Source organism: Roseovarius sp. A-2, assembly GCF_002072155.1.
Classification (GTDB): domain Bacteria; phylum Pseudomonadota; class Alphaproteobacteria; order Rhodobacterales; family Rhodobacteraceae; genus Roseovarius.
The window spans coordinates 23806-45555 of the sequence record NZ_BDIY01000018.1 but is presented as its reverse complement, the minus strand read 5'-3'; the positions used below and the strand labels follow the sequence as shown (position 1 = coordinate 45555).

Here is a 21750-nt window from a genome sequence, read left to right as displayed (position 1 = left end):
CTGTGTCGCAGGGGGGGCAAATCACCGGTTTGACATCTATGTTATGACGTGAACCCATACCGGAGGTCACCTCATGGACACGCTGTTGCTGTCGCGTATTCAATTTGGGGCGAATATGTCGTTCCATATCCTGTCTCCCACGATCACCATCGCGCTGGGCTGGATGCTGCTGGCGTTCAAGCTGGCATGGCAGCGGACGGGCAATGACAAGTGGATGGAGGCCTATCGTTTCTGGGTGAAGGTCTTTGCGCTCAGTTTCGGCATGGGCGTGGTTTCGGGCATCACTATGTCGTTTCAGTTCGGCACCAACTGGCCCGGGTTCATGGAAACCGTGGGCAATATCGCCGGGCCGCTACTGGCCTATGAGGTGCTGACGGCGTTTTTCCTGGAGGCGGTGTTCCTCGGCATCATGCTGTTCGGCGCGTCGCGGGTACCTGTCTGGACGCACACGCTGGCCACCTTCCTCGTGGCCTTCGGCACCACGATGTCGGCCTTCTGGATCCTGGTGCTCAACAGTTGGATGCACACGCCCGTGGGTTTCGAGATGCGCGACGGCGTGGCGCATGCGACCGACTGGATGGCGATCCTCTTCAACCCGTCGATGCCTTACCGTTTGACACATATGCTGTTGGCGAGCGGTTTGACGGTGGCCTTCCTCATCGCGGGCGTCTCGGCGCTGCGCTGGCTCTGGGGGGACCGCTCTGACGCGGTACGCGCGACGCTGCGCACCGGGGTTTTCGTCGGCGCGGCTCTCATTCCGCTGCAAATCCTCGCGGGCGATTTCCACGGGCTGAATACGCTGGAACATCAGCCCGCCAAGGTGGCCGCGATGGAAGGTAATTGGGAAACGCGGGGCAATGCGCCGCTACTGCTTTTCGCGGTGCCGGACGAGGACGCGCGCGAAAATCGGTTCGAGATGGGCATTCCCAACGGGGCCTCGCTCATTCTCAAGCATCACGCGGCGGGTGTGGTGCCCGGGCTCAACGATTTCGTCGGTGAGGATGGCAGCGTCATGCATCCGCCCGTCGCGCCGGTCTTTTACAGCTTTCGGCTGATGGTCGGCACCGGCTTTGCCATGCTGTTCCTCAGCTGGGGGGCGGCAATCCTGATGACGCGCCGCCGCGCCGGGGTCGAGGGGCTGCCGCGTCCGGTGCTCTGGGCGATGGTGCCGATGGCGCTGTCGGGCTGGGTCGCCACGCTGGCGGGCTGGTACACGACCGAGATCGGGCGTCAGCCCTGGCTGGTGGACGGCGTGCTAAGTACCGAACAGGCCGTGGCCGCCGTACCCGCGCCGATGGTCGCCTCCACGCTCATCGCCTATCTCGCGGTCTATGCGGCACTGCTGGTCGCCTATATCAGTGCGATACTCTACCTCGCCCGCAAGGCGGCGGGTGGGGATAGCCCCGAAACCACCACGCCGCGCGGGCAATCCATGGCAGCGCGTGTTTCCGGAGAATGACATGACCTATTTCGGTGACCCCACAATCTGGCTGCCGCTGGCTTTCGCGGTGCTCATGGGCCTGTCGATCCTGATCTACGTGGTGCTCGACGGGTTTGATCTTGGCGTCGGCGTGCTGTTCCCATTCGCGGAACCGGCGCAGAAGGACCGCATGGTCGCATCTATCGGACCGTTCTGGGACGCGAACGAGACCTGGTTGGTGCTGGCCATCGGCATCCTGCTGGTGGCCTTTCCGACCGCGCATGGGCAGATCCTGACGGCGCTTTACCTGCCGGTGGCGATCATGCTGATCGGGCTCATTCTGCGCGGTGTGGCGTTCGAGTTTCGGGCCAAGGCACCACCTGCGCGCAAGGGCCTTTGGAATCTGTCCTTCTATGCGGGCAGCATGATGACGGCGCTGTCGCAGGGTTACATGCTAGGTATGTATATCATGGGTTTGGAACAGCGCCCCGCGACGTGGGCCTTTGCCGCGCTGACGGCGGTGTTTCTGACGGTGGGCTACAGCTTCATCGGGGCGGCGTGGCTGATCCTCAAGACCGAAGGCGCGTTGCAACGCAAGGCGGTCGGCTGGGCCAAGGGCGGTATCTGGGGGCTGATCCTCGGCCTGGGCGCGGTGTCGCTGGCCTCGCCGCTGGTCAGCCCGCGCATTTTTGACAAATGGTTCACGATGCCCGAGGCGCTGTTCCTGGCACCTTTGCCGATCATCTCGGCGGCACTGGTGGCCCTTCTGTGGATCGCGCTGCGGCGGCTGCCCACGAGGGACGACCGTTTCGCGTGGTTTCCATTCACGGTCAGCATCGCGATATTCGCGCTGGCGTTCTGCGGCATGGCCTACAGCTTTTACCCCTATGTGGTGCCTGAAAAACTGACCATCTACGAGGCGGCGAGCGCGCCGGAAAGCCTGTTCATCGTCCTCATCGGCACGCTCTTCGTGCTGCCGATGATCCTGGGTTACACGGTGCTCTCGTACCGGGTTTTCCGGGGCAAGGCGACGGCACTCAGCTATGAGTGATCAGATCACCCGGATCACATCCTTGTCGATGGCCAGCATGTAACCGCGCCGCGCGATGTTCTTGACCAGCAATTCGCTCACCAGCTGATTGCCGAGAGTGTCGCGCAGGCGCTTGATCCGGGTAGCACCCGCCGCCTCTTCGCAATCCTCGGTCTTGCGGCCCGAGATCACCGCCTCGATCTCCGCACCGGTCAGCACATCGTCATCGAGCCGCGCCTCGGCGAGAACGCTGAGCGTCTCCATCGCCGCATCGGTCAACTTGAACCCCATGTTGTTGAGATAGACGGTCTTCTCGTCGCGGCTGATCAGGAGGGAACTGACCTGAATGCCCGACCGTTCGATCTGTGCCATGCGGCGGTTGAGGGTGATCAGCATCACCAGAAAGACCAGAGCCGCCACCAGCAGGGCGGTGGCAAAGACAAGCAGAACGAATATGACCATCCGGTAACTGACAAGTGTTTCCGAAAACGCCGTGCCCGACAGCGCAAGGATTTCCAGCAGCTTGATCTCGCCCTCGCCGGTCAGCGAATCGTTCTCGATGAAAATCCGCTCAACCCGCGCATTAAAGGCGTTGGCGTCGGGCAGGCTGAGAAACAGAAAGATCGCCGCGAGCGTCAGGATCGCGACAATCGCGATCACCCCGATGATCACCACACGGTTGCCGGCGCGGCGCGCATCGGCCGCCGTCGCCTCTATTCCGCGCATGGGCACACCCACGTGTCACTCACCATCACTTTTCCTTCTTCGACAACACCTTGAGCAGTGTAAGCCCGCGCGCAGCCAGTTGCGAGCGCAACGCGGCCTCGGCCTGTGAACAGGGCGCGTTGACCGTGGTCACATCATAGTAAAGCTCAAGCGGCTTGTCGCGCTTGGCTTTGTATTCCACCTGGCAGGCGGCATGCGCGGCCCCTGCCATGAGCGACAGGCCAAGGGCGGCAATGGTGAGGCGTGTGATCTGTGTCATGGCGGCACGATGCGCCGAACCCCGCAGCTATTCAATATCCTGTGACGGGAAATGACCCTTCGAGAGCCTGATATCTGATATCATTGGGTCGATATTGCCTGTCTGGGCAGACATGGCCCAGCTTCAGGGTACAGCCGATGGTCACCCGGGCCAGACGCAGAGACACCGACCCAACACACCCGAAAGGAAAGACCATGCACCGCAAGTTCATCGCGTTCATCATCGGCTCGGCCATGACGGTCACCAGCCTTGCCGCCTCGCCGGTCGCGGCCCGTGACCGTGGCGAGACCGCCGCCATCGTCGCAGGCGTCGCAGCACTGGCCGTCGTCGGTGCCACGCTGGCCAGCGACCGCAAGCACAAGGGCCATGTCTCGCGCGGGCACGGATATCAAACCCGCCAATACGCCCCGCGCCATCGCCGTGGCTACCAGGCACCTAACTATCGGAGGCATCAGAGCCAATCCTACCGCCCGAATCGGTCGCATGGCTATCGCCCGCAACGCTCGCATGGGGCCCGTCCCTACGGCTACCGTCATGGCGGCTACAATGCCTATCACCGCTACGGCTACGGTCGGTAAGCACTTGGAATAAAGGAAAGGACAGTCACATGTTTGCGAAATTCACCTCTTTTCTGACGGCTGGTGCGCTTGTCCTCGGCACCGGTATGGCCGCGCCCGCAAGAGCCGACAACAATACGGCGGAAATCTTTGGGGCGCTCATTGCCGGTGGCGTGATCGGTGCGCTGATCACCAATGACAGCAACAAGAGCCGGAACCGGGGGCATTCCGTCTCTCGCAATTATCGCGACGATGGTTATCGCGATCACAGCTATCGGGGCGGGCAGTCGCGGGGCCATGACACGGGTTACAGCCATAGCAAGAAGGTCAACCTGCCCGGGGCTTGCCGCGTGCATAGCGGCAATAGTTCCGGCTATTCGGGCGACTGTCTGCGCGGTTACAATTACAGCCATGCCGCCCTGCCATCTGCCTGCGCGGTGCATGTCGGGGGACATCACCAGACGATCTACCGCGACCGGTGTCTGAACCAGTACGGCTATTACTGATCCACCAGTCAGTTCGTCGAAGGGAAGGGGCCTGCTCCTTCCCTTTGCATTTTCCGGGGCGGCGTGCCATCTGCCTGATCCATGACAGGCCCCGATCTCTTGCACGAATCCGAGGCCCACGCGGCGGGCTATTCCCGCATTGCGGGGGTAGACGAGGTTGGGCGCGGCCCGATTGCCGGGCCGGTGACCGCCGCCGCCGTGATTCTGGACCCCGCGCGGATACCCGAGGGGCTCAACGATTCCAAGAAACTGAGCGCGAAACGGCGTGAGGTGCTTTGTGCCGCGCTGATGGACTGCGCGCAGGTTTCTGTCGCGCATGCCACGGTCGCCGAGATCGACGAGATCAACATCCTGCGCGCTGCGCATCTGGCGATGGAACGGGCGCTGGCGGGGCTTACGCCCGCGCCCGACATGGTGCTGATCGACGGCAATCTGATCCCGCGCGGCCTGACCCTTCCGGCGCGCGCGATCGTCAAGGGCGATGCCGCGTCATTGTCGATTGCGGCGGCCTCGATCGTGGCGAAAACATGGCGTGATCGCCTCATGCGGGATTTGGCGCAACAGTTCCCCGGCTACGGCTGGGAGCGCAACGCCGGCTACCCCTCGAAAAGCCACAAGGCGGCGCTTCTAAATCTCGGTGTGACCCCACACCATAGACGTTCCTTCAAGCCGGTCCACAATATCTTGTATCAAGGAAATAACTAACCCACTGATTCAAAAAAGAAATTGACGGCGAATCGGGTTTGACTCATCTTTGTCCCCAATAACACCAGAGCGCATGAGCGCCGGGACAGAGGCAGAAGATGAAAACGATGACCAAGAAAAAGAGCGCGCCTGCGCTCCCTCTCAACACGATATTGGACGGTGATTGCATCGAGGTAATGAATGGCCTGCCAGAGGCCAGCGTCGACCTGATCTTCGCCGATCCGCCCTATAACCTTCAACTGCGCGGCGATCTGCACCGCCCCGACAACAGCCAGGTCGATGCCGTCGATGACGCCTGGGATCAGTTCGCCAGCTTTGCCGCCTATGACCGGTTCACGCATGACTGGCTGGCGGCGGCGCGGCGTATCCTCAAGCCCACCGGTGCGATCTGGGTCATCGGCTCATATCACAACATTTTCCGCGTTGGCGCTGCGCTGCAAGATGCGGGTTTCTGGGTGCTCAACGACGTGGTCTGGCGCAAGTCCAACCCTATGCCGAATTTTCGCGGCAAGCGCCTGACCAATGCGCATGAGACGATGATCTGGGCCAGCAAGGAAGAAGGAGCGAAGTACACGTTCAACTACGAGGCGCTGAAATCGCTCAATGACGGTATCCAGATGCGATCCGACTGGGTGCTGCCGATCTGCACCGGGCATGAACGCCTCAAGGATGACAATGGCGACAAGGCGCACCCCACCCAAAAACCCGAGAGCCTGCTGCATCGCGTGCTCGTCGGCTCCACCAATCCCGGCGATGTCGTGCTCGATCCGTTCTTCGGCACCGGCACGACGGGTGCGGTCGCCAAGATGTTGGGCCGCGAATACATCGGGATCGAACGTGAAGCGGCCTATCGCAAAGTGGCCGAAAAGCGGCTTGCCGCAGTCCGCAAATACGACCGCGACGCGCTTCAGGTCTCGACCTCCAAGCGCGCCGAGCCGCGCGTGCCCTTCGGCCAGTTGGTTGAACGCGGCATGCTGCGCCCCGGTGAGGTGCTGACCTCGGTGAACGGTAAATCGGCGGCCAAGGTGCGCGCCGACGGAACACTCGTGGCCGATGGTGTCAACGGATCGATCCATCAGGTCGGGGCGCATCTCGAAGGCGCGCCCTCCTGCAACGGCTGGACCTATTGGTGCTATCGCCGCGATGGCAAGACTGTGCCCATCGACGTGCTGCGCCAGCAAATCCGCTCGGAAATGGCCGAACGGCCGAACTGATCAGACGGTCACCGCCGGTGCCCGAGGCCTGACTTGACCGGGCACCACTGACCTGCCCCGCCGTCATGGCGGGGCCTTTTTCGTGTCAGTAGCCGCGCTGCGGATCGACGATGTTGAAAAGGCTTTCGCCCCTACGCCAATGGTCGAGGTTTTCGAGGAACAACTCGAAGGATTGCAGTGCCCAATCGGCATGCACAGCCGAGCAATGCGGCGACAGGATCAACCGGTCGAGTCCCCAGAGCGGGCTGTCCGTGGACAACGGTTCGGTCTCGAATACATCCAGCGCCGCGCCCCGCAGATGCCCTGCGCGAATCGCATTGACCAGCGCCGCCCCGTCCAGCACACCGCCGCGCGAGACATCGACAAGGATCGCGTCCCGCTTCATCGCCATCAGCGCGCGAGAGTTCACGAGGCCCCGCGTCCCGGGCAGGAGCGGAACCGACAGCACTACTATATCCGCCTTGCCCCAGAGATCGGGCAGCGCCGCGGCGGGGTGCACCTCGTCCACATTCACCATCGGTTGCGGCCGGGCGCGGGTGCCGATCACTCGCAGGCCGAATGCCTTGGCCCGAGCCGCGACCGCCTGACCGGTATGGCCCAGCCCGACGATCAGCATCGTCTGGCCCTTGAGCGGCGTCATCAGCCGGTTCGGGGGCCAGTGGCGCGCCGTGCGGTCCGCCGCCATCCCGTCGATATCGAGCGTGAAATGCAGCACCGCGCCGAACACGTACTCCGCGATCATGGGTGCTGCGACCCCGGCCGCGTTGCTGACCGTCACCGCCCCGGCATCCCAGGGCGTCAAATGATCCACTCCGGCCCCGCCTATCGCGATCCAGCGCGGGCCGTGCGGCCCGAGCAGGGCATCGCGGGGATAGCCCGTGCGCCCTTGGAAAGCGACGGAATAGGCAATATCGGGCCGGAACTCCGCCAGCACCGGATCAAGACTCTCGTAGCTGTCATGTCCGCGCGCCTCGACTTCGGGTGCGATCTCGGCCAGACGGTCGAGCATCGGCACGGGGTCGCTGGTATGGATGAGGATGCGCGGAGTGTCGGTCATGGCCTGTCCGGTTCGGGGGTAACGAGGCTCGCAAGCTGCGAGAATTCGGTGCCTTGGTCAAGCAGTTGGCGGCGCAGTTCCCAGAGCGCCTCAATCCGTGCCTCCGAGAGCGCCCCCCCGGCAATCACCGACAGCTTGGTACGGATATCGGCCTCGGGCATCGGAGCCTCGGGTCCACCGCGTGCGTTGCAATCGCCCGAGTGGACTTGGCGCCCACCCTTCAGCCGCACCGTGACGTCCGACCACCGCCCCTCGGGGAACCGTGCGGAATGACGCGGTTCCTCGCGCACGGTGATGCGGGCATGCATCGCCGCCACACGCGAGTCGCACAGCGCCTCACCGGTGATCTCCGCCGGGCCAAGGCGACCATGCACGAGATACGCCGCCAAGGCGAAACCAAGCGAATACTGCGCCTCGCTCGTGGTCTCGGGCATGCCTGGAAACAGAGCGGCGGATTGCGCGAAGGTGGCCACCTCCAGCGCCTCGACCTGATCCGGGCTGACGCCCTTCTCCTCGATCAGAACCCGCAGGCATTCCAGCGCGCCGTGCGCCCAACGGCAGATCGGGTAGGGTTTGATATAGTTGCGCATTACTGTCCAGTCGCGGCCGAGATCCGCCCAGACATCCGCCACTTCAGCCCCCTCGACGGTGATCGCTGGTGCACCGGTAAAGCCCCTTTCGGCCTGCAACAGAGAAGAAATCCCGACAAAAGCCCCCATGCCAGAGCCATCATGCAGCATCGTAGGGCTGGCGATCTCGCGCATCATCTGGCTGCGTGGCCCGTGATATTCGGCGATGCCCAGCGCATGGCGCAGCACCTCCGCGTCACAGCCCCACAGATGCGCCCCCAGCGCCGCCACGCCCAACGGGTTCCACGCCCCCGATGTGTGGTAATCGCAGGCCGTGGCATGCAGCGCGACGGCGGCACGTGCCGCCACCTCGTAGCCCATGGCAAGTGCGGTCAGTGCCTGCCGCCCTGTTAAATCGGGGCGCGCTTCCGCAAACGCGAAGAGCGCGGGCACAAGCGCGCAGCCGATATGCCCCTTGGTCGCGTTCAGCCCGTCATGCGCATCCAGATTGTCGATCTGCGTCGCCAGCGCCCAACCGGCCCCCGGCATCGCACAGCGCCGCCCGTCGAAAAGTAGGGTCGCGCGGTGCTCTTCACGTGCCGCGCCATGAAAATCGCAGGCGAAATCGCGCGCGATCCGCCCCACATCGAGCGACGCTGCCCCTGCCGCGACCCCCAGTGTGTCGATAAGCAGGGTCGCGGTCTGCAACAGTACCTCTTCGGGCACCACCAATGCGGGATCGAGCGCGAAGCGGGCGATCGGATCGAACTGTAACGGATTGGCAGCGTATGACATGATCGCACCTTTCAAGGTCGGGTCAGGCCCCATCCTGACGCGAGCGGGCAGGACGTTGCGGGTGGTTTGCGACATTTCCTGTCCCGCTTTCCCCCTTGCGAGCGCCCATACCGACTGTTACGTAAAGAGCAACTCCGTTGGGGTGCCCGGCATGCTCGGGCTGAGAGGCAATGCGCCAACCCATCGAACCTGATCCGGCTAACACCGGCGTAGGGAACGGACCGACGCTCGCCTAGCGCGCCCCCCGTCCGTTCCCCGCAAGACTGAGAGGATGGGCAGATGGTTGCGACGGCTCTGACAATCGCAGGCTCCGACAGCGGTGGCGGCGCGGGCATTCAGGCCGACCTTAAGACCTTTTCGGCGCTTGGCGTCTACGGGGCGAGCGTGATCACTGCCGTGACCGCACAGAATACCCGCGCCGTGACTGATGTGCACCCGGTGCCCAATGCCACGGTCGCGGCGCAGATTGCGGCGGTCCTGGGCGACATAAGGGTCGATTGCATCAAGATCGGCATGCTTGGCGATGCCGTTCTGATCGCGACGGTGGCGCAGGCGCTCGAGGGGTATCGCGGCCCCGTAGTGCTCGACCCGGTGATGGTGGCGAAATCTGGTGCCCGGCTCTTGCCCGATGCGGCGCGCGCGGCGCTCATCGCGCATCTGCTACCGCGCGCCGACCTGCTTACCCCCAACCTGCCCGAGGCGGCGGCGCTGTTGGGCTGTTCCGAGGCCGAAACCGACGCGGAGATGCAGGCGCAGGGCGCTCAGTTGCGCGACATGGGGGCACGGGCCGTGTTGATGAAAGGCGGCCACGGGCAGGGCGCAACCTGCACCGACTGGCTCATTGCCGATGAGGTGACGCGCCTCGACGCCACCCGCATCGCCACCCGCAACACCCACGGCACCGGGTGCACGCTGTCGTCGGCCATCGCGGCGGGGCTGGCCAAGGGGCTGACGTTGACGCAGGCGGTCGAGACCGCGCATGGCTGGCTGCACTGCGCGATCCGTGCCGCTGATGCGCTCGAAATCGGGCAGGGTCACGGCCCGGTGCATCATTTTCACGAGGTCTGGACATGACTGAGACCATCACCATTCGCGGCGCCGGCATCGTCGGGCTGTGTGTCGCCACCGAACTGATGAACCGAGGCATCCCCGTCACCCTTCGCGATCCCGCGCCATCGCCCGGCGCGCATGGCTGTTCGTGGTGGGCGGGCGGCATGCTCGCACCCTTCTGTGAGGGCTTCACCGCCGAAGAGCCGGTGGTGCGGCTGGGGAAGGAGGCCGCCGATTGGTGGCAGGCGCAGGGCGTCGAGGTGATCCGCCACGGCTCGCTGGTGGTGACCTTGCAGCGCGACCGGCGTGAACTTGATCAATTCGCCCGACGCACCACCGGGCATCGGCTGATCACTGGCGCAGATCTGGCCGCGTTAGAGCCGCATTTGGCCGACCGTCACGACCGCGCTCTCTACTTCACAGACGAGGGGCATATCGACCCGCGTGCGGCGCTCTTGCATCTGCGCAAGCGGTTGGAGGACACGGGTGCGCGGTTCGAGCAAAGCGACGCCGCCCCCACGGGCCCGGCGATCGACTGTCGCGGGCTTGCTGCACAGGACAGCCTCCCCGACCTGCGTGGCGTCAAGGGCGAGATGGTGATATTGCGCAGCCGCGATGTGACCCTGACACGCCCCATTCGCCTGCTGCACCCGCGCTTTCCGCTCTATATCGTGCCGCGCGGCGATGGCGTCTTTATGCTGGGGGCTACGCAGATCGAAAGCGAGGAGCGCAACCGCGCCTCGGCCCGATCGGTGATGGAATTGCTCTCGGCGGCATATGCGCTGCACCCGGCATTTGGCGAGGCTGAAGTGCTGGAGATCGGGGCCGACGCGCGCCCGGCCTTTCCCGACAACCTGCCGCGCGTCATCCGCAGGGGCGACACGATCCACGTCAACGGTCTCTTCCGCCACGGCTTCCTGTTGTCACCTGCGGTGGCGCGGATGACCGCCGGGCTGCTGACGCGCGACAATGAAGAACCGGAGTTTGTACATGAAGATCACGGTTAACGGAACCGCACAGGAGACCGCCGCCACGACACTCGACGCGCTGCTGACCGAGCTGGGCTACCGCGAGGCCAAGGTCGCGACGGCGGTGAATGAGAATTTCGTTCCTGCCACTCTGAGGCATGAACAGAGACTGAAAGACGGGGATCGCGTGGAGATCGTGGCCCCTCGGCAAGGGGGTTGACATGCCGACATATTACGACATCGAGGTCACATCGCGCCTGATGCTGGGCACCGCGCAATACCCCTCGCCCAAGATACTTTCCGAGGCGTTCAAACGCTCCGGCGCGGGCATTGCCACCGTTTCGGTGCGCCGCGAGGCGGGGGGGGCGCGCGCGGGACAGGCGTTCTGGGACATGATCGGCGATCTGGGTGTTCATGTCCTGCCCAACACCGCCGGGTGCCATTCGGTGCGCGAGGCGGTGACCACGGCGCAGATGGCGCGCGAACTCTTTGACACCAACTGGATCAAGCTGGAAGTGATCGGCCATGCCGACACGTTGCAGCCTGATCCCTTTGGCCTTGTCGAAGCGGCGCGCATCCTGGCCGATGACGGCTTTCAGGTCTTTCCCTACTGCACCGAGGATCTCGTGCTCTGCGAACGGCTGGTCGAGGCCGGGTGCCGGGTGCTGATGCCCTGGGGTGCACCCATCGGCACGGGGCTGGGGCTTAACAACATTTATGGCCTGCGGTCCTTGCGCGCGCATTTCCCCGACCTGCCGCTGGTGATCGACGCAGGGCTGGGCGTACCGAGCCAGGCCGCGCATGCGATGGAACTGGGCTATGACGCGGTGCTGCTCAACACTGCCGTGGCAAAGGCGGGTGATCCGGCGGCGATGGCCGAAGGGTTTGCGCGCGCGCTCGAGGCGGGGAGGCTGGGCTATGAGGCCGATCCGATGGAGCCGCGCGACATGGCCGCGCCCTCGACGCCCGTACTGGGGAGGGCGTTTACCTGATGACATTGCCGCGGTTTTACCCGATTTTCGATGACGCCTCATGGCTGCACCGCCTGTTGCCGCTTGGCGTGCGGCTAGTGCAGCTCAGGGTCAAGGAATTGACCGGCGATGCGCTAAAACAGCAGATTGTGCAGGCGCAGAGCCTGTGTCGGGAGGCTGGCGCGCTCCTTGTGGTCAACGATCACTGGCAGGCGGCGATTGATGAGGGGTGCGATTGGTTGCATCTGGGGCAAGAGGATCTCGATACCGCCGACATAGCCGCCATTCGCCGCGCCGGGATCAAACTGGGCCTCAGCACCCATGACCATGCCGAACTGGACCGCGCCCTGTCCCATGACCCCGATTATGTGGCACTTGGTCCCGTGTATCCGACCATTCTCAAGAAAATGAAATGGCACGAACAGGGGCTGGAGAAGGTGACCGAGTGGAAGCGCCTGATTGGTGGCATTCCCCTCATCGCCATCGGCGGCATGTCGGTGGAGCGTGCGCAGGGCGCGTTCGAGGCGGGGGCCGACGTGGTCTCGGCGGTGACCGATATAACGCTGAACGACGACCCCGAGGCGCGGGTGCGGCAATGGATCGAGGTCACGACATGACCCGCTACGCCCGCCAGATCGCCCTGCCCGAATTCGGGGCAGGGGGGCAGGCGCGGCTTGGTGCGGCGCATGTCCTGGTGGTGGGCGCGGGCGGGCTTGCCGCGCCGGCGCTGCAATACCTCGTGGGCGCGGGCGTGGGCCGGATCACGCTGATGGATGGCGACCGGGTGTCCTTGAGCAACCTGCACCGGCAGACGCTGTTTCGTATGGAGGATATAGGCCTGCCCAAGGCGCGGATCGCCGCCGTTCATATGGCAACGCTCAACCCGGAATGCGAGATTTCTGCCGTGTTAGAGCCGCTTGATCCAATCAATGCCCCCGATCACGTTGCCGCCGCTGATCTGGTGCTCGATTGCGCCGACAGTTTCGCGGCAAGCTATGTGCTCTCCGACATCTGCCTTGAACAGAGCACGCCGCTGATCAGCGCCTCGGTCGTGGGCACCTCGGGCTATTGCGGCGGGTTCTGCGGCGGTGCCCCGTCCTTGCGCGCGATATTTCCCGATCTGCCGGACCGTCTCGGCAGTTGCGATGCCGATGGCGTGCTAGGTCCCGCCGTCGGCCTCATCGGTAGCCTTCAGGCACAGATGGCCATAGCCGTTTTGGCGCGAATAGAGCCGCAACCTCTCGGCCAACTCGTCAGTTTCGAGGCGATTGGCCACCGCTTCGGCGGCTTTCGTTTCGACGGCGCACCCGAGCCCGAAAGCGGCTTCGAATTTATCGCGCCCGCGCAAATATTGCCCGATGACTGGCTCGTCGATCTGCGGGCAGAGGACGAATCTGGCCCTGCCCTGCCGGATGCGGCCCGGCGGACGGTCACCGATTTCGACGATCCCGACACGACCCCCCAAGGCCCACGTGCCGTGCTGGCCTGCCGCTCCGGCCTGCGCTCTTGGCAGGCCGCGACGCGGTTGCGCGGCCATTGGGGCGGAGAGATTGCATTGATTGCCCTTGGCGATGTTCAACAGGAGACCGACAGATGAGATACCTGAGCCTGATCCTCGCGTTTCTGGCCACCCCGGCCATGGCGCAGGACAAGATGACCCTGATTCTCGATTGGTTCGTTAACCCCGATCACGGGCCGATCATCCTGGCCGAGGAGCTTGGCTATTTCAAAGAGGCTGGGCTGGAGGTCGAGGTGGTGGCACCCGCCGACCCCTCCGACCCGCCCAAGATGGTGGCCGCCGGACAGGCGGATCTGGCGGTTTCCTATCAGCCGCAATTGCACATGCAGATTGAAAACGGGCTGCCGCTGCGCAGGGTGGGCACGCTTGTCGCAACCCCGCTCAACTGCCTTCTGGTGCTGGAGAATGGCCCCGTAAAATCCACCGCCGATCTCAAGGGCCGCAAGGTCGGCTTTTCCGTGGCGGGCGTCGAGGAGGTGCTGCTCTCGACCATTCTCGCGCAGCACGGGCATAGCCTTGATGATATCGAACTGGTGAGTGTCAACTGGTCGCTCTCGCCCTCGCTGATGTCGGGGCAGGTGGATGCGGTGATCGGGGCCTATCGCAATTTCGAACTCAATCAGATGGAGATCGAGGGCGTGCCGGGCCGCTGTTTCTATATCGAGGAAGAGGGCGTGCCCGCCTATGATGAGCTGATCTATGTCGCCAATCCCGACCGGATGGATGCCGACATGATCCGCCGCTTTCTGCACGCGACCGAGCGCGCGACGCAATACATCATGAATCACCCGCAAGACAGCTGGGAGATCTTCGCCGGCACCTCGCGTGAATTGCAGGACGAGTTGAACGAGAAAGCCTGGATCGATACGTTCCCGCGCTTTGCCACCCGCCCCGCCGCCCTCGATCACGCGCGTTACAGCCGGTTCGAGCAATTCCTGCTTGAGGCGGGAATGATCGAGAATGACACGCCCGTTTCGGGCCTTGCCATGGACCTGAACGCAGAATGACCCACGAGTACGGAGCGACCTTCCCCCGCCTGCGCGATGCGGCGGGGACGGTTTGGCGGGATTACACGCATCATGCCTTTGTCGAGGGGCTGCGCGAGGGCAGGCTGCCGCGCAAGGCGTTTCTGGGCTACCTGGTGCAGGATTACGTGTTCCTCATCCATTTTGCCCGGGCCTGGGCGCTGGCCGTGACCAAGGCTGATGCGCTGGAGGAGATGCGCGCCTGTGCCGCCACGGTGGACGCACTCGTCAATCACGAACTCAGCCTGCATGTGAAAACCTGCGCCGAGGCGGGGTTGAGCGAGGACGACCTCTACAGTGCCGAGGAACATCCCGCCAATCTCGCCTACACGCGCTACGTTCTCGATGCCGGGCACTCGGGGAACTTTCTCGACCTGCTGGCGGCGCTTGCGCCCTGCGTCATGGGCTATGGCGAGATCGGCGCGCGGCTGGGGCCGGTGCCCGACGATCACCCTTATGCCGACTGGATCGCCACCTATGCCGACGACGACTATCAACAGGTCTGCCGCGATGCTGGCGCGCTCTTCGACGGGGCGGTTGCGCGCCGTCTGGGTGACAACCCGACGGCGACTCCCGGATGGGAGCGGCTCTGCCAGCGGTTCACCACCGCCACGCGGCTCGAGGTGGCGTTCTGGGATATGGGGCTGTCCTTCGGGTAGTGGCACGGCGCTTTGCCCCTTTCCCGCGCTCTACCAACGGGTCAGACTGGCGCAAAGCCTGAGTGTATGGGAGTGGCCGGGACATGGCAAAGGTGTTGCTGAGCACGTTAGTGCTGTGTCTCTCGGCCGAGGCAGTCTGGGCGCATGCCTCGGAACAGGGCTTCGTCCTGCTATTGCCCACCGATGTCTATATCGCGGCGGGTGGGGCGACGGTGGTGTTAACCGTGGCACTTCTGGCGGTGCTTCCGGGCGGCGTGGCCGGGGCAATCTTTCGGCCTGTGCCGTTGGCCGCTTCACGGCCAAACCTGCACCACCTGTTCGGTCTTGTGGCAGCCGGTGTTCTGTTGTGGCTGATCTGGCGGGGTCTGACGGGGTCGCGCGATCCAATGATGAACCCATTATCGCTGAGTGTCTGGGTGGTATTCTGGATCGCGCTGGTCAGCCTTCAGGGGCTGATCGGCGATCTCTGGCGCTGGATCAATCCGTGGTCAGGGCCGGCTGCGTTTCTTGGCCGGATCATCGGGCGACGCGCGCGATGGCGCTATCCCAGGGTGCTCGGGCATTGGCCCGGCGTGGCGAGTTTTCTGGGCTTTGCGGGCTTTCTGCTGGCCGATCCCGCCCCTACCGATCCGGGGCGGCTGGCAGTGGCGGTGGCGGTCTATTGGGCGTTCAACATGGCGGGGGTTCTGCTCTTCGGCGGCGCGTGGCTTTTGCGCGTCGAGGGGATCACGCTCTTGATGCGCAGCTATGCGCGGATGGGGCTATTGGGACGGGCGCAGGGGCGACTGGCGCTGGGCGTGCCGGGCTGGCAGGTGCTGGCGCAGCCTGTACCGTCGCTCGGTCTTGCGGTTCTGATGCTGGTCCTGCTGGGCAGCGGCAGTTTCGACGGGCTGAACGAGACCTTTCTCTGGCTCGGCTGGCTCGGTCTCAATCCGTTGGAGTTTCCGGGTCGTTCCGCCGTAATCGGGTCTAACCTTCTTGGGTTGCTGCTCACCAATCTGGGGCTGATCGCTGTCTTTGCACTCTGTCTCTGGCTTGGTGCGCGGCTCGCGAAAGATCAGGCGGGACCGGGCCTGCTCATCCGCCGCTATGCGCCGACCCTTCTGCCGATTGCCTTGGCCTATCACATCGGCCATTATCTCACGAGTTTTCTGCTCGACGGTCAGTATGTGCTGGCCTGGCTGTCCGAGGCGCTGGGCGCGGGGCATGTCCATGTCACGGCGGGGTTTCTCAACAGCCCCGGCCCGGTGCGGCTGATCTGGATGACGCAGGCGGGGGTGGTGGTCGCGGGGCATGTGATTGCGCAGCTGCTCGCGCATGCCATCGCGGTCCGTGCCGGTCAGAGCACGCGGCGTGCGGCGCTGGCGCAGGCCCCGCTCGCGCTCTTTATGGTGGGGTATACCGTCTTTGGCCTGTGGCTCTTGGCCACGCCTCGCGGGGCCTGAGCGCCGAAGGGCTGGACATGCAGGCCGCTGTTGCGCAATTTGCGCGCAACCGGGCCCTGTGGCCCAATTTTGACCGATCGGAGGATCGCCTATGACCACCCCGACCAAGACCGCCACCCGTCGTGGCGCACTCAAGACGCTGGCAGGTGGGGCCGCTGCCGCCGCCCTGCCGCTCTGGGCGCGCTACACCCACGCCCAGAGCGCCGAGCCGATTCGTATCGGTTTTCAGCAGCACCGCACCGGCATCGGCGCGGCTTATGGGCGCTGGTACGGTCGTACGACCGAGGCGGCGGTGGGCCTTATCAACGCAGGCGGCGGCATCAATGGCCGCCCCGTTGAGATCGTCGCCGAGGATGACGGCACCGACCCCAAGCGCGGTGCCGAGGTGGTCGAGAAATTCGCCAATCAGCATGGTTGCGACGTCGGCTTCGGCACGCTGTTCAGCCATGTGGTGATCGGCTCTGCGCCGCGCGCAGGCGAGCTGAAACTGCCCTATTTCGTTGTGTCCGAGGGCACGCATGTCTCGTCGGGCATGCTCAACCGCTACACCTTGCAGCCGGGCATCACGGATGTGCGAAGTCAGGTCATCTCCATGGCCCCGTTCATCACCGAAACGCTGGGCAAGAAAGTCACGATGATCTTTCCCGATTACGGGTTTGGTTATGACCACCGCGATGCGCTTGCCCCGGCCATCGAGGCACAGGGCGGCGAGGTGCTGGCCAAGATCGCGATTCCGCCGTCCGAGACCTCCTTTACCAGGTATTTTCCCAAGATCCCGCGCGACACCGAGGTGCTCTATCACGTGATGGTCGGACCTGCGGTGCTGACCTTCGTCAAGGAACTGGGCGAGTTCTTCGGCGGGCAGGGGCCTGCGCTTTTCGGCTTCATCGACAGTCTGGAGGCGGTGGCCATCAACAGCCCCGGGCTAGACTTCCTCGAAGGCAGTCATTTCTGGGAAGGCATGTGCCGCCACCAACAGCCCGACGAGACCGCACATGAAGCCTTCTATCGCGAGGCCGTGGGCGTCGATGCGCGCGGTGCCTCGGTGAACGACCCGGCGGATGTGTCGACCTATGGCCATATGTTCGGCTGCTGGGAGACGTTGCACGTGATCAAGGCGGGCATGGAGGCGGCGGGTTATCGCGGGCCACAGGACCGTGCCGCGCTGATCGAGGCGGTCGAGGCGATGAGCGACATGCCGCAATCGCGCGAACACCCGCAGGGGGCAAAGCGGTTCAACGGCAAGACCCATCAGGTTTTTGGTCATCAGTTCATCAGCCAGGTGAAAAACGGCACGCTGATGCGCGTGCACACGACCGCGATCGAGGACTCGCTCTATCCCGATATGGTCGATTACACGACGCAGGCGTTCTGAGATGGGGCTGGCCGCGCTTTCAAGGGCCGGGCTGGCGGCGGCGATGCTCCTGCTCGTGGCCTGTGGTGCGCCGCCCCCGGCGCAACCCGAGGAGGTTAGCCGCCTTGCCGCCGAGATCCGCGCGCTCGGCCCGGACGTGGACCCGGAGGAGGCCGACCGCGCCGCGCGCATGGCCTATCGGCACACCCATGATCTGGCGCTCGATTACAAGATCACCGATCCGCCTATCGTGCATAACACCAAGGTCAACATGGGGCTGAAGCCGCGCGGGCTTTGCTGGCACTGGGCGCGTGACATGGAGGATCGGCTGGCGCGGGAAGACTTCCAGACGCTCGATCTGCATCGCGCGGTGGCCAGTGCCGACAACGCCTTTCGCCTCGAACACAGCACCGCGATCATCAGCGCGCGGGGCGACGCGTATGACGACGGTATCGTGCTCGACCCATGGCGCAAGGGCGGGCGGCTGACCTGGGTGGGCGTGCGCGAAGACCGCATGTACGACTGGGAGCCGCGCAACGAGGTGGTGGCCCGCGCGCTGGAACGCAGGCACGGCCAGATCGTGACGCTGACCGACGATCAGCGCCTTTTCGTGGGCGGGGTGGAGTACGCGGCGCAATGACCCCCGACTTCAGTACAGTCTGATGGATCTTGGCCCCTATCTCGTGCTCGCCACGTTGGAAGGCGCGGTAACGGCTGCGGTATTGGCGCTCACGGCGGTGGGGCTCAGTCTCGTCTTCGGGGTAATGCGCGTGGTCAATATCGCGCATGGCGAGTTTTTCATGCTCGGCGCGGTGCTGGCGTGGTGGGTGGCGACCAGCGTCGGCGGGCACCCGGCGCTTGGCTTTGGGGCGGCGCTGATCGCGGCCCCTTTGATCGTCGGCGCGCTCGCCATGGCGGCGGACATGACGATACTCAAGCGGCTCGATTATGACCCGGAGCGGACCATCGTCGCTACAATCGGCCTGCTCTATATCATCCAGCAACTTACCCTCATGGGTTATGGCCCCGAGGCGCGCCCGGTCGAGGCACCGTTCAACACCCGGCTCGCGATTCCGTGGGTCGAGCATGGCCCGGAGGGCTGGCAGATGATCTGGCCCTGGGGACTGGGCACCACCACTTACAAGCTGGCGGTGATCGGCGCGGCGGTGCTGATCCTGTGTGCGGTCTGGGCGGTGATGGCGCGCTCGCGGCTTGGGCTGGTGATGCGCGCGACGCAGGCGGATCGCGAGATGGCTATGGCCTTCGGCATCCCGGTGGAGCGGGTTTATGCAATCACCTTCGGCCTCGGCGCGGGGCTGGCGGCGCTGGCCGCTGTGCTGATCGTGCCGATCCAGCAGGCGCATTACCTGATGGGGGCCGATCCGTTGTTGCTGTCGTTCATCGTGGTGATCATCGGCGGGCTGGGCAGCCTGCCGGGCACGGTGCTGGCGGCTGTGCTGATCGGGCTCAGCGATGGGATCATCTCGGTTTTCTTCTCGCCCACACTGGCCAAGATCATCGCGACGCTGCTGGTCGCACTGGTGCTGGTGTTTCGCCCGCAGGGCCTGTTCGGGAAACGCGCAACATGAGGGCGCTGTCGCTGCATCTGGGGCTGCTGGCGGTGCTTCTGGCGCTGCATTTCGTGCTGCCGGCCTACCATCACGGCAACCTTGCGCGGGTCATGGTGCTGGCGAGTTTCGCCATGGGATACAACATCCTGTTTGGCTATACTGGCCTGCTCAGCCTCGGGCACGCCCTGTTCTTCGCCGCCGGAATGTATGGCATGGGGCTGTCGGTGCAGTATCTGGGGCTAGGGGCGGGGCCCGCATTGCTGCTGGGCGTCCTGACAGGGGCGGTGATCTCGGGCGCGCTCGCGCTGCTGGCGCTGCGGACCAGCGGCGTGGCCTTCATGATCGTCACGCTGATGTTCGCGCAGGCGGGCTATCTGTCGATCCTGTATTTCTCGGAATGGACGCGCGGCGACGAAGGCTTTGTTCTGGCACAGGCGGGGCGGATGCTCTGGGGGATCGACCTGAGCGACCCGAACCCGCGCTATATCGCGGCTTTTGTGCTGTTCTCACTGTGCCTCTTGCTCAGCCTCTGGCTGGTGCGCGCGCCCTTTGGCCGGGTGCTGGTGGCAATCCGCGAGAACGAGGAGCGGGTGCGCATGCTGGGCTATGACACCTTCGCGCATAAACTTGCCGCGTTGATCCTCTCGGGCAGCATGGCCGCAGCGGCGGGGGCGGCCTATGGCATCCTCTTCGGCTATGTCGGGGCCAGTTTCGCTGCCGTGCAATACTCGATCCTGCCACTGCTCTGGGTGCTTCTAGGGGGCGCGGGCACGGTGCTTGGCCCCTTCATCGGCACGCTCTTCATGTTCTACCTGATTGACCTCAGTTCCGGCATCACCACCGCCTATATGTTGATCGCAGGTGTCGCCCTTGTCCTGCTGACGCTCTTTGCGCCGCAGGGAATCATGGGCGAATTGCGCCGCAGGCTGTGGAAAGGGCTGCCGTGATGCTCTTGTCTGTGCGTGATCTCTCCAAGCGGTTCGACGGGCTGCACGCGGTCGAGAATGTCGATCTTGACCTGCCAGAGGGCGAAATCCGGGCGCTGATTGGCCCCAATGGTGCGGGCAAGACGACGCTTGTCGGCATGATCGCCGGGCGTATCGAGGCGAGCGCGGGGCGCGTGGTCTTTGACGGTGCGGATATCACCCGCCTGCCCGCGCATCGCCGCATCGCGCGAGGCATGGCCTATACGTTCCAGATCACCTCGGTCTTTGCGCGGCTCAGCGTGGCCGAGAACGTGGGGCTTGCCGCGCGCCGTCACCTACATGGTGCCAAGGCGCGCAAGGCGGTGGCAGAGGCACTTGCCCGCATGGGTCTTTCCGCACGGGCGGAGCAGGAGGCGGGCGATCTGGCTTACGGGCATCAGCGCCTGCTGGAACTGGCCATGGGGATCGTTCAGCGCCCCCGCCTGCTGATCCTTGACGAGCCGACGCAAGGCCTGTCGGAGGGCGAGATCGAGGCGTTTCAGAGCCTGATTCGCGATTTATCACAAGAGACGACCATCCTGCTGATCGAGCATAACATGCGCGTGGTCATGGCGCTTGCCGACCGGATAACCGTGCTCGACGGAGGGCGTGTGCTGGCCGAAGGCACGCCTGAGGAAATCCATGCCAATGCCGCCGTTCAGGCCGCCTATCTGGGGGGCGGCGATGCTGCGGCTGGATAGGATTGGGGCAGGCTATGGCCGTGCGCAGGTTCTGCACGAGGTGTCATTAGAAGTGGCCCCGGGCGAGATCCTGTGCCTGCTTGGGCGCAATGGCGCGGGCAAGACCACGCTGATGCGCGCGATCATGGGGCTGTTGCCGCTGATGGCGGGTGCGGTGCGGCTCGGGGATGTCACGCTGAGCGATCTGCCCCCGCATGATGTGCCGCGCGCGGGCGTCGGATACGTGCCGCAGGGGCGCAGGCTGTTTTCGGGTCTGAGCGTGGCGCAGAATCTGGACATCGGGCTGATGGCAGGCGGTCAGGGCATGGCGATGCGCGAGGATGTGCTCGACCTCTTCCCGCGCCTGCGTGACCGGCTTGGTCAGGCGGCGCAGACGCTGTCGGGCGGAGAGCAACAGATGCTCGCCACGGCGCGGGCGCTCTGTCTGAACCCGCAGGTGCTGCTGCTCGACGAGCCGACCGAGGGCTTGCAGCCCTCGATGATCGCCGCCATTCGCGAGGTTATCACCACGATGCGTGCGCGCGGCGTTGCGGTGCTCCTGGTGGAACAACGGCTCGATGCGGTTCTGTCGGTCGCGGATCGTGTCGCCTTTCTGGAGGACGGGAAGAACGGTCCGGTGATCCCCGCCGCAACCCTGCGCGAAGTCCGCTCTATCGCCGCGCGCTATCTGGGGGTGTGACGGCG

25 protein-coding genes and 1 riboswitch are annotated in these 21750 nt (G+C 64.5%); of the genes, 21 read left to right on the top strand and 4 right to left on the bottom strand.

Translation table 11 applies throughout. From position 1 onward, the window contains the following. Nucleotides 1–73 precede the first annotated feature (73 nt). Both BHD06_RS16800 and BHD06_RS16795 read left to right on the top strand, forming a co-directional pair. A complete protein-coding gene (locus BHD06_RS16800; protein ID WP_080458140.1) occupies nucleotides 74–1459 on the top strand; it encodes a cytochrome ubiquinol oxidase subunit I in 1386 nt (461 codons plus the stop codon). A gap of 1 nt (nucleotide 1460) precedes the next feature. Next, nucleotides 1461–2471: a cytochrome d ubiquinol oxidase subunit II gene (locus BHD06_RS16795; RefSeq protein WP_080458139.1), complete on the top strand. Its 1011-nt coding sequence runs from the start codon at nucleotides 1461–1463 to the stop codon at nucleotides 2469–2471. Here the strand turns inward: BHD06_RS16795 and BHD06_RS16790 are convergent, their stop codons facing one another. After that, complete coding sequence (locus tag BHD06_RS16790; RefSeq protein WP_080458138.1) at nucleotides 2472–3176, bottom strand: hypothetical protein; 705 nt, start codon at nucleotides 3174–3176, stop codon at nucleotides 2472–2474. Nucleotides 3177–3201: 25 nt separating this feature from the next. Then, nucleotides 3202–3435 (bottom strand): hypothetical protein, encoded by a 234-nt coding sequence (locus BHD06_RS16785; RefSeq protein ID WP_080458137.1) that lies wholly within the window; start codon nucleotides 3433–3435, stop codon nucleotides 3202–3204. A gap of 194 nt (nucleotides 3436–3629) precedes the next feature. Here BHD06_RS16785 and BHD06_RS16780 point away from each other — a divergent pair, with 194 nt between their 5' ends. The 4 genes from BHD06_RS16780 (at nucleotide 3630) to BHD06_RS16765 (ending at nucleotide 6417) form a co-directional block, all read left to right on the top strand. Beyond that, nucleotides 3630–4013 carry a hypothetical protein gene (locus BHD06_RS16780; protein ID WP_139784773.1) on the top strand — a complete coding sequence of 128 codons (384 nt, stop codon included), beginning with the start codon at nucleotides 3630–3632 and terminating at the stop codon, nucleotides 4011–4013. A gap of 29 nt (nucleotides 4014–4042) precedes the next feature. Further along, the gene (locus tag BHD06_RS16775) at nucleotides 4043–4498 is read left to right on the top strand and encodes a hypothetical protein (protein WP_080458135.1); all 456 of its coding nucleotides are present in this window, start codon (nucleotides 4043–4045) and stop codon (nucleotides 4496–4498) included. An 81-nt stretch (nucleotides 4499–4579) separates the two neighbouring features. Continuing rightward, nucleotides 4580–5203, top strand: coding sequence for a ribonuclease HII (locus BHD06_RS16770; RefSeq protein WP_080458134.1), 624 nt, complete (start codon nucleotides 4580–4582; stop codon nucleotides 5201–5203). 98 nt (nucleotides 5204–5301) lie between these two features. Continuing rightward, the gene (locus tag BHD06_RS16765) at nucleotides 5302–6417 is read left to right on the top strand and encodes a site-specific DNA-methyltransferase (RefSeq protein ID WP_080458133.1); all 1116 of its coding nucleotides are present in this window, start codon (nucleotides 5302–5304) and stop codon (nucleotides 6415–6417) included. Nucleotides 6418–6502: 85 nt separating this feature from the next. Here the strand turns inward: BHD06_RS16765 and BHD06_RS16760 are convergent, their stop codons facing one another. Both BHD06_RS16760 and BHD06_RS16755 read right to left on the bottom strand, forming a co-directional pair. Further along, nucleotides 6503–7474 carry a D-2-hydroxyacid dehydrogenase gene (locus tag BHD06_RS16760; protein WP_080458132.1) on the bottom strand — a complete coding sequence of 324 codons (972 nt, stop codon included), beginning with the start codon at nucleotides 7472–7474 and terminating at the stop codon, nucleotides 6503–6505. Beyond that, complete coding sequence (locus BHD06_RS16755; RefSeq protein ID WP_254892453.1) at nucleotides 7471–8913, bottom strand: MmgE/PrpD family protein; 1443 nt, start codon at nucleotides 8911–8913, stop codon at nucleotides 7471–7473. The genes BHD06_RS16760 and BHD06_RS16755 overlap by 4 nt, the downstream gene beginning before the upstream one ends. Before the next feature lie 53 nt (nucleotides 8914–8966). Beyond that, nucleotides 8967–9071, top strand: a riboswitch (TPP riboswitch). A 46-nt stretch (nucleotides 9072–9117) separates the two neighbouring features. Here BHD06_RS16755 and thiD point away from each other — a divergent pair. The 15 genes from thiD to BHD06_RS16680 all read left to right on the top strand — a co-directional run bounded on the left by thiD (nucleotide 9118) and on the right by BHD06_RS16680 (nucleotide 21745). Beyond that, a complete protein-coding gene (thiD, locus tag BHD06_RS16750; RefSeq protein ID WP_080458130.1) occupies nucleotides 9118–9912 on the top strand; it encodes a bifunctional hydroxymethylpyrimidine kinase/phosphomethylpyrimidine kinase in 795 nt (264 codons plus the stop codon). Further along, the gene (locus BHD06_RS16745; protein WP_080458129.1) at nucleotides 9909–10895 is read left to right on the top strand and encodes an FAD-dependent oxidoreductase; all 987 of its coding nucleotides are present in this window, start codon (nucleotides 9909–9911) and stop codon (nucleotides 10893–10895) included. The genes thiD and BHD06_RS16745 overlap by 4 nt, the downstream gene beginning before the upstream one ends. Further along, nucleotides 10879–11076 (top strand): sulfur carrier protein ThiS, encoded by a 198-nt coding sequence (gene thiS, locus BHD06_RS16740; protein ID WP_080458128.1) that lies wholly within the window; start codon nucleotides 10879–10881, stop codon nucleotides 11074–11076. Before BHD06_RS16745 ends, thiS begins: the two co-directional genes overlap by 17 nt. 1 nt (nucleotide 11077) lies before the next feature. Next, entirely contained in the window at nucleotides 11078–11848 is a 771-nt protein-coding gene (locus BHD06_RS16735; protein WP_080458127.1) for a thiazole synthase, read from the top strand. Further along, nucleotides 11848–12444, top strand: coding sequence for a thiamine phosphate synthase (locus tag BHD06_RS16730; protein ID WP_080458126.1), 597 nt, complete (start codon nucleotides 11848–11850; stop codon nucleotides 12442–12444). The genes BHD06_RS16735 and BHD06_RS16730 overlap by 1 nt, the downstream gene beginning before the upstream one ends. Next, nucleotides 12441–13424, top strand: a complete 984-nt coding sequence (locus tag BHD06_RS16725; RefSeq protein WP_080458125.1) for a HesA/MoeB/ThiF family protein — start codon at nucleotides 12441–12443, stop codon at nucleotides 13422–13424. The genes BHD06_RS16730 and BHD06_RS16725 overlap by 4 nt, the downstream gene beginning before the upstream one ends. Next, complete coding sequence (locus BHD06_RS16720; RefSeq protein ID WP_080458124.1) at nucleotides 13421–14353, top strand: ABC transporter substrate-binding protein; 933 nt, start codon at nucleotides 13421–13423, stop codon at nucleotides 14351–14353. The genes BHD06_RS16725 and BHD06_RS16720 overlap by 4 nt, the downstream gene beginning before the upstream one ends. Next, nucleotides 14350–15030: a thiaminase II gene (gene tenA, locus BHD06_RS16715; RefSeq protein WP_080458123.1), complete on the top strand. Its 681-nt coding sequence runs from the start codon at nucleotides 14350–14352 to the stop codon at nucleotides 15028–15030. Before BHD06_RS16720 ends, tenA begins: the two co-directional genes overlap by 4 nt. An 83-nt stretch (nucleotides 15031–15113) precedes the next feature. Beyond that, complete coding sequence (locus BHD06_RS16710) at nucleotides 15114–16475, top strand: hypothetical protein (RefSeq protein ID WP_080458122.1); 1362 nt, start codon at nucleotides 15114–15116, stop codon at nucleotides 16473–16475. 91 nt (nucleotides 16476–16566) lie between these two features. After that, the gene (locus BHD06_RS16705; protein ID WP_080458121.1) at nucleotides 16567–17850 is read left to right on the top strand and encodes an ABC transporter substrate-binding protein; all 1284 of its coding nucleotides are present in this window, start codon (nucleotides 16567–16569) and stop codon (nucleotides 17848–17850) included. A gap of 1 nt (nucleotide 17851) precedes the next feature. After that, nucleotides 17852–18469, top strand: coding sequence for a hypothetical protein (locus tag BHD06_RS16700; protein ID WP_080458120.1), 618 nt, complete (start codon nucleotides 17852–17854; stop codon nucleotides 18467–18469). A gap of 22 nt (nucleotides 18470–18491) precedes the next feature. Beyond that, nucleotides 18492–19418, top strand: a complete 927-nt coding sequence (locus BHD06_RS16695; RefSeq protein WP_080458119.1) for a branched-chain amino acid ABC transporter permease — start codon at nucleotides 18492–18494, stop codon at nucleotides 19416–19418. Further along, a complete protein-coding gene (locus BHD06_RS16690) occupies nucleotides 19415–20347 on the top strand; it encodes a branched-chain amino acid ABC transporter permease (protein WP_080458118.1) in 933 nt (310 codons plus the stop codon). Before BHD06_RS16695 ends, BHD06_RS16690 begins: the two co-directional genes overlap by 4 nt. Next, a complete protein-coding gene (locus BHD06_RS16685) occupies nucleotides 20344–21066 on the top strand; it encodes an ABC transporter ATP-binding protein (RefSeq protein WP_254892451.1) in 723 nt (240 codons plus the stop codon). Before BHD06_RS16690 ends, BHD06_RS16685 begins: the two co-directional genes overlap by 4 nt. After that, nucleotides 21050–21745: an ABC transporter ATP-binding protein gene (locus BHD06_RS16680; protein ID WP_080458180.1), complete on the top strand. Its 696-nt coding sequence runs from the start codon at nucleotides 21050–21052 to the stop codon at nucleotides 21743–21745. The genes BHD06_RS16685 and BHD06_RS16680 overlap by 17 nt, the downstream gene beginning before the upstream one ends. Nucleotides 21746–21750 lie beyond the last annotated feature (5 nt).

What these genes read in the sequence shown, in the direction of transcription:
- BHD06_RS16725 (WP_080458125.1), top strand. Translation starts at nt 12,441, where the DNA reads ATGACCCGCTACGCCCGCCAGATCGCCCTGCCCGAATTCGGGGCAGGG.
- BHD06_RS16695 (WP_080458119.1), top strand. Translation starts at nt 18,492, where the DNA reads ATGGATCTTGGCCCCTATCTCGTGCTCGCCACGTTGGAAGGCGCGGTA.
- thiS (WP_080458128.1), top strand. Translation starts at nt 10,879, where the DNA reads ATGAAGATCACGGTTAACGGAACCGCACAGGAGACCGCCGCCACGACA.
- BHD06_RS16735 (WP_080458127.1), top strand. Translation starts at nt 11,078, where the DNA reads ATGCCGACATATTACGACATCGAGGTCACATCGCGCCTGATGCTGGGC.
- BHD06_RS16690 (WP_080458118.1), top strand. Translation starts at nt 19,415, where the DNA reads ATGAGGGCGCTGTCGCTGCATCTGGGGCTGCTGGCGGTGCTTCTGGCG.
- BHD06_RS16700 (WP_080458120.1), top strand. Translation starts at nt 17,852, where the DNA reads ATGGGGCTGGCCGCGCTTTCAAGGGCCGGGCTGGCGGCGGCGATGCTC.
- BHD06_RS16760 (WP_080458132.1), bottom strand. Translation starts at nt 7,474, where the DNA reads ATGACCGACACTCCGCGCATCCTCATCCATACCAGCGACCCCGTGCCG.
- BHD06_RS16800 (WP_080458140.1), top strand. Translation starts at nt 74, where the DNA reads ATGGACACGCTGTTGCTGTCGCGTATTCAATTTGGGGCGAATATGTCG.
- BHD06_RS16745 (WP_080458129.1), top strand. Translation starts at nt 9,909, where the DNA reads ATGACTGAGACCATCACCATTCGCGGCGCCGGCATCGTCGGGCTGTGT.
- thiD (WP_080458130.1), top strand. Translation starts at nt 9,118, where the DNA reads ATGGTTGCGACGGCTCTGACAATCGCAGGCTCCGACAGCGGTGGCGGC.
- BHD06_RS16795 (WP_080458139.1), top strand. Translation starts at nt 1,461, where the DNA reads ATGACCTATTTCGGTGACCCCACAATCTGGCTGCCGCTGGCTTTCGCG.
- BHD06_RS16705 (WP_080458121.1), top strand. Translation starts at nt 16,567, where the DNA reads ATGACCACCCCGACCAAGACCGCCACCCGTCGTGGCGCACTCAAGACG.
- BHD06_RS16720 (WP_080458124.1), top strand. Translation starts at nt 13,421, where the DNA reads ATGAGATACCTGAGCCTGATCCTCGCGTTTCTGGCCACCCCGGCCATG.
- tenA (WP_080458123.1), top strand. Translation starts at nt 14,350, where the DNA reads ATGACCCACGAGTACGGAGCGACCTTCCCCCGCCTGCGCGATGCGGCG.
- BHD06_RS16775 (WP_080458135.1), top strand. Translation starts at nt 4,043, where the DNA reads ATGTTTGCGAAATTCACCTCTTTTCTGACGGCTGGTGCGCTTGTCCTC.
- BHD06_RS16710 (WP_080458122.1), top strand. Translation starts at nt 15,114, where the DNA reads ATGGCAAAGGTGTTGCTGAGCACGTTAGTGCTGTGTCTCTCGGCCGAG.
- BHD06_RS16770 (WP_080458134.1), top strand. Translation starts at nt 4,580, where the DNA reads ATGACAGGCCCCGATCTCTTGCACGAATCCGAGGCCCACGCGGCGGGC.
- BHD06_RS16790 (WP_080458138.1), bottom strand. Translation starts at nt 3,176, where the DNA reads ATGCGCGGAATAGAGGCGACGGCGGCCGATGCGCGCCGCGCCGGCAAC.
- BHD06_RS16780 (WP_139784773.1), top strand. Translation starts at nt 3,630, where the DNA reads ATGCACCGCAAGTTCATCGCGTTCATCATCGGCTCGGCCATGACGGTC.
- BHD06_RS16680 (WP_080458180.1), top strand. Translation starts at nt 21,050, where the DNA reads ATGCTGCGGCTGGATAGGATTGGGGCAGGCTATGGCCGTGCGCAGGTT.
- BHD06_RS16755 (WP_254892453.1), bottom strand. Translation starts at nt 8,913, where the DNA reads ATGTCGCAAACCACCCGCAACGTCCTGCCCGCTCGCGTCAGGATGGGG.
- BHD06_RS16785 (WP_080458137.1), bottom strand. Translation starts at nt 3,435, where the DNA reads ATGACACAGATCACACGCCTCACCATTGCCGCCCTTGGCCTGTCGCTC.
- BHD06_RS16765 (WP_080458133.1), top strand. Translation starts at nt 5,302, where the DNA reads ATGAAAACGATGACCAAGAAAAAGAGCGCGCCTGCGCTCCCTCTCAAC.
- BHD06_RS16730 (WP_080458126.1), top strand. Translation starts at nt 11,848, where the DNA reads ATGACATTGCCGCGGTTTTACCCGATTTTCGATGACGCCTCATGGCTG.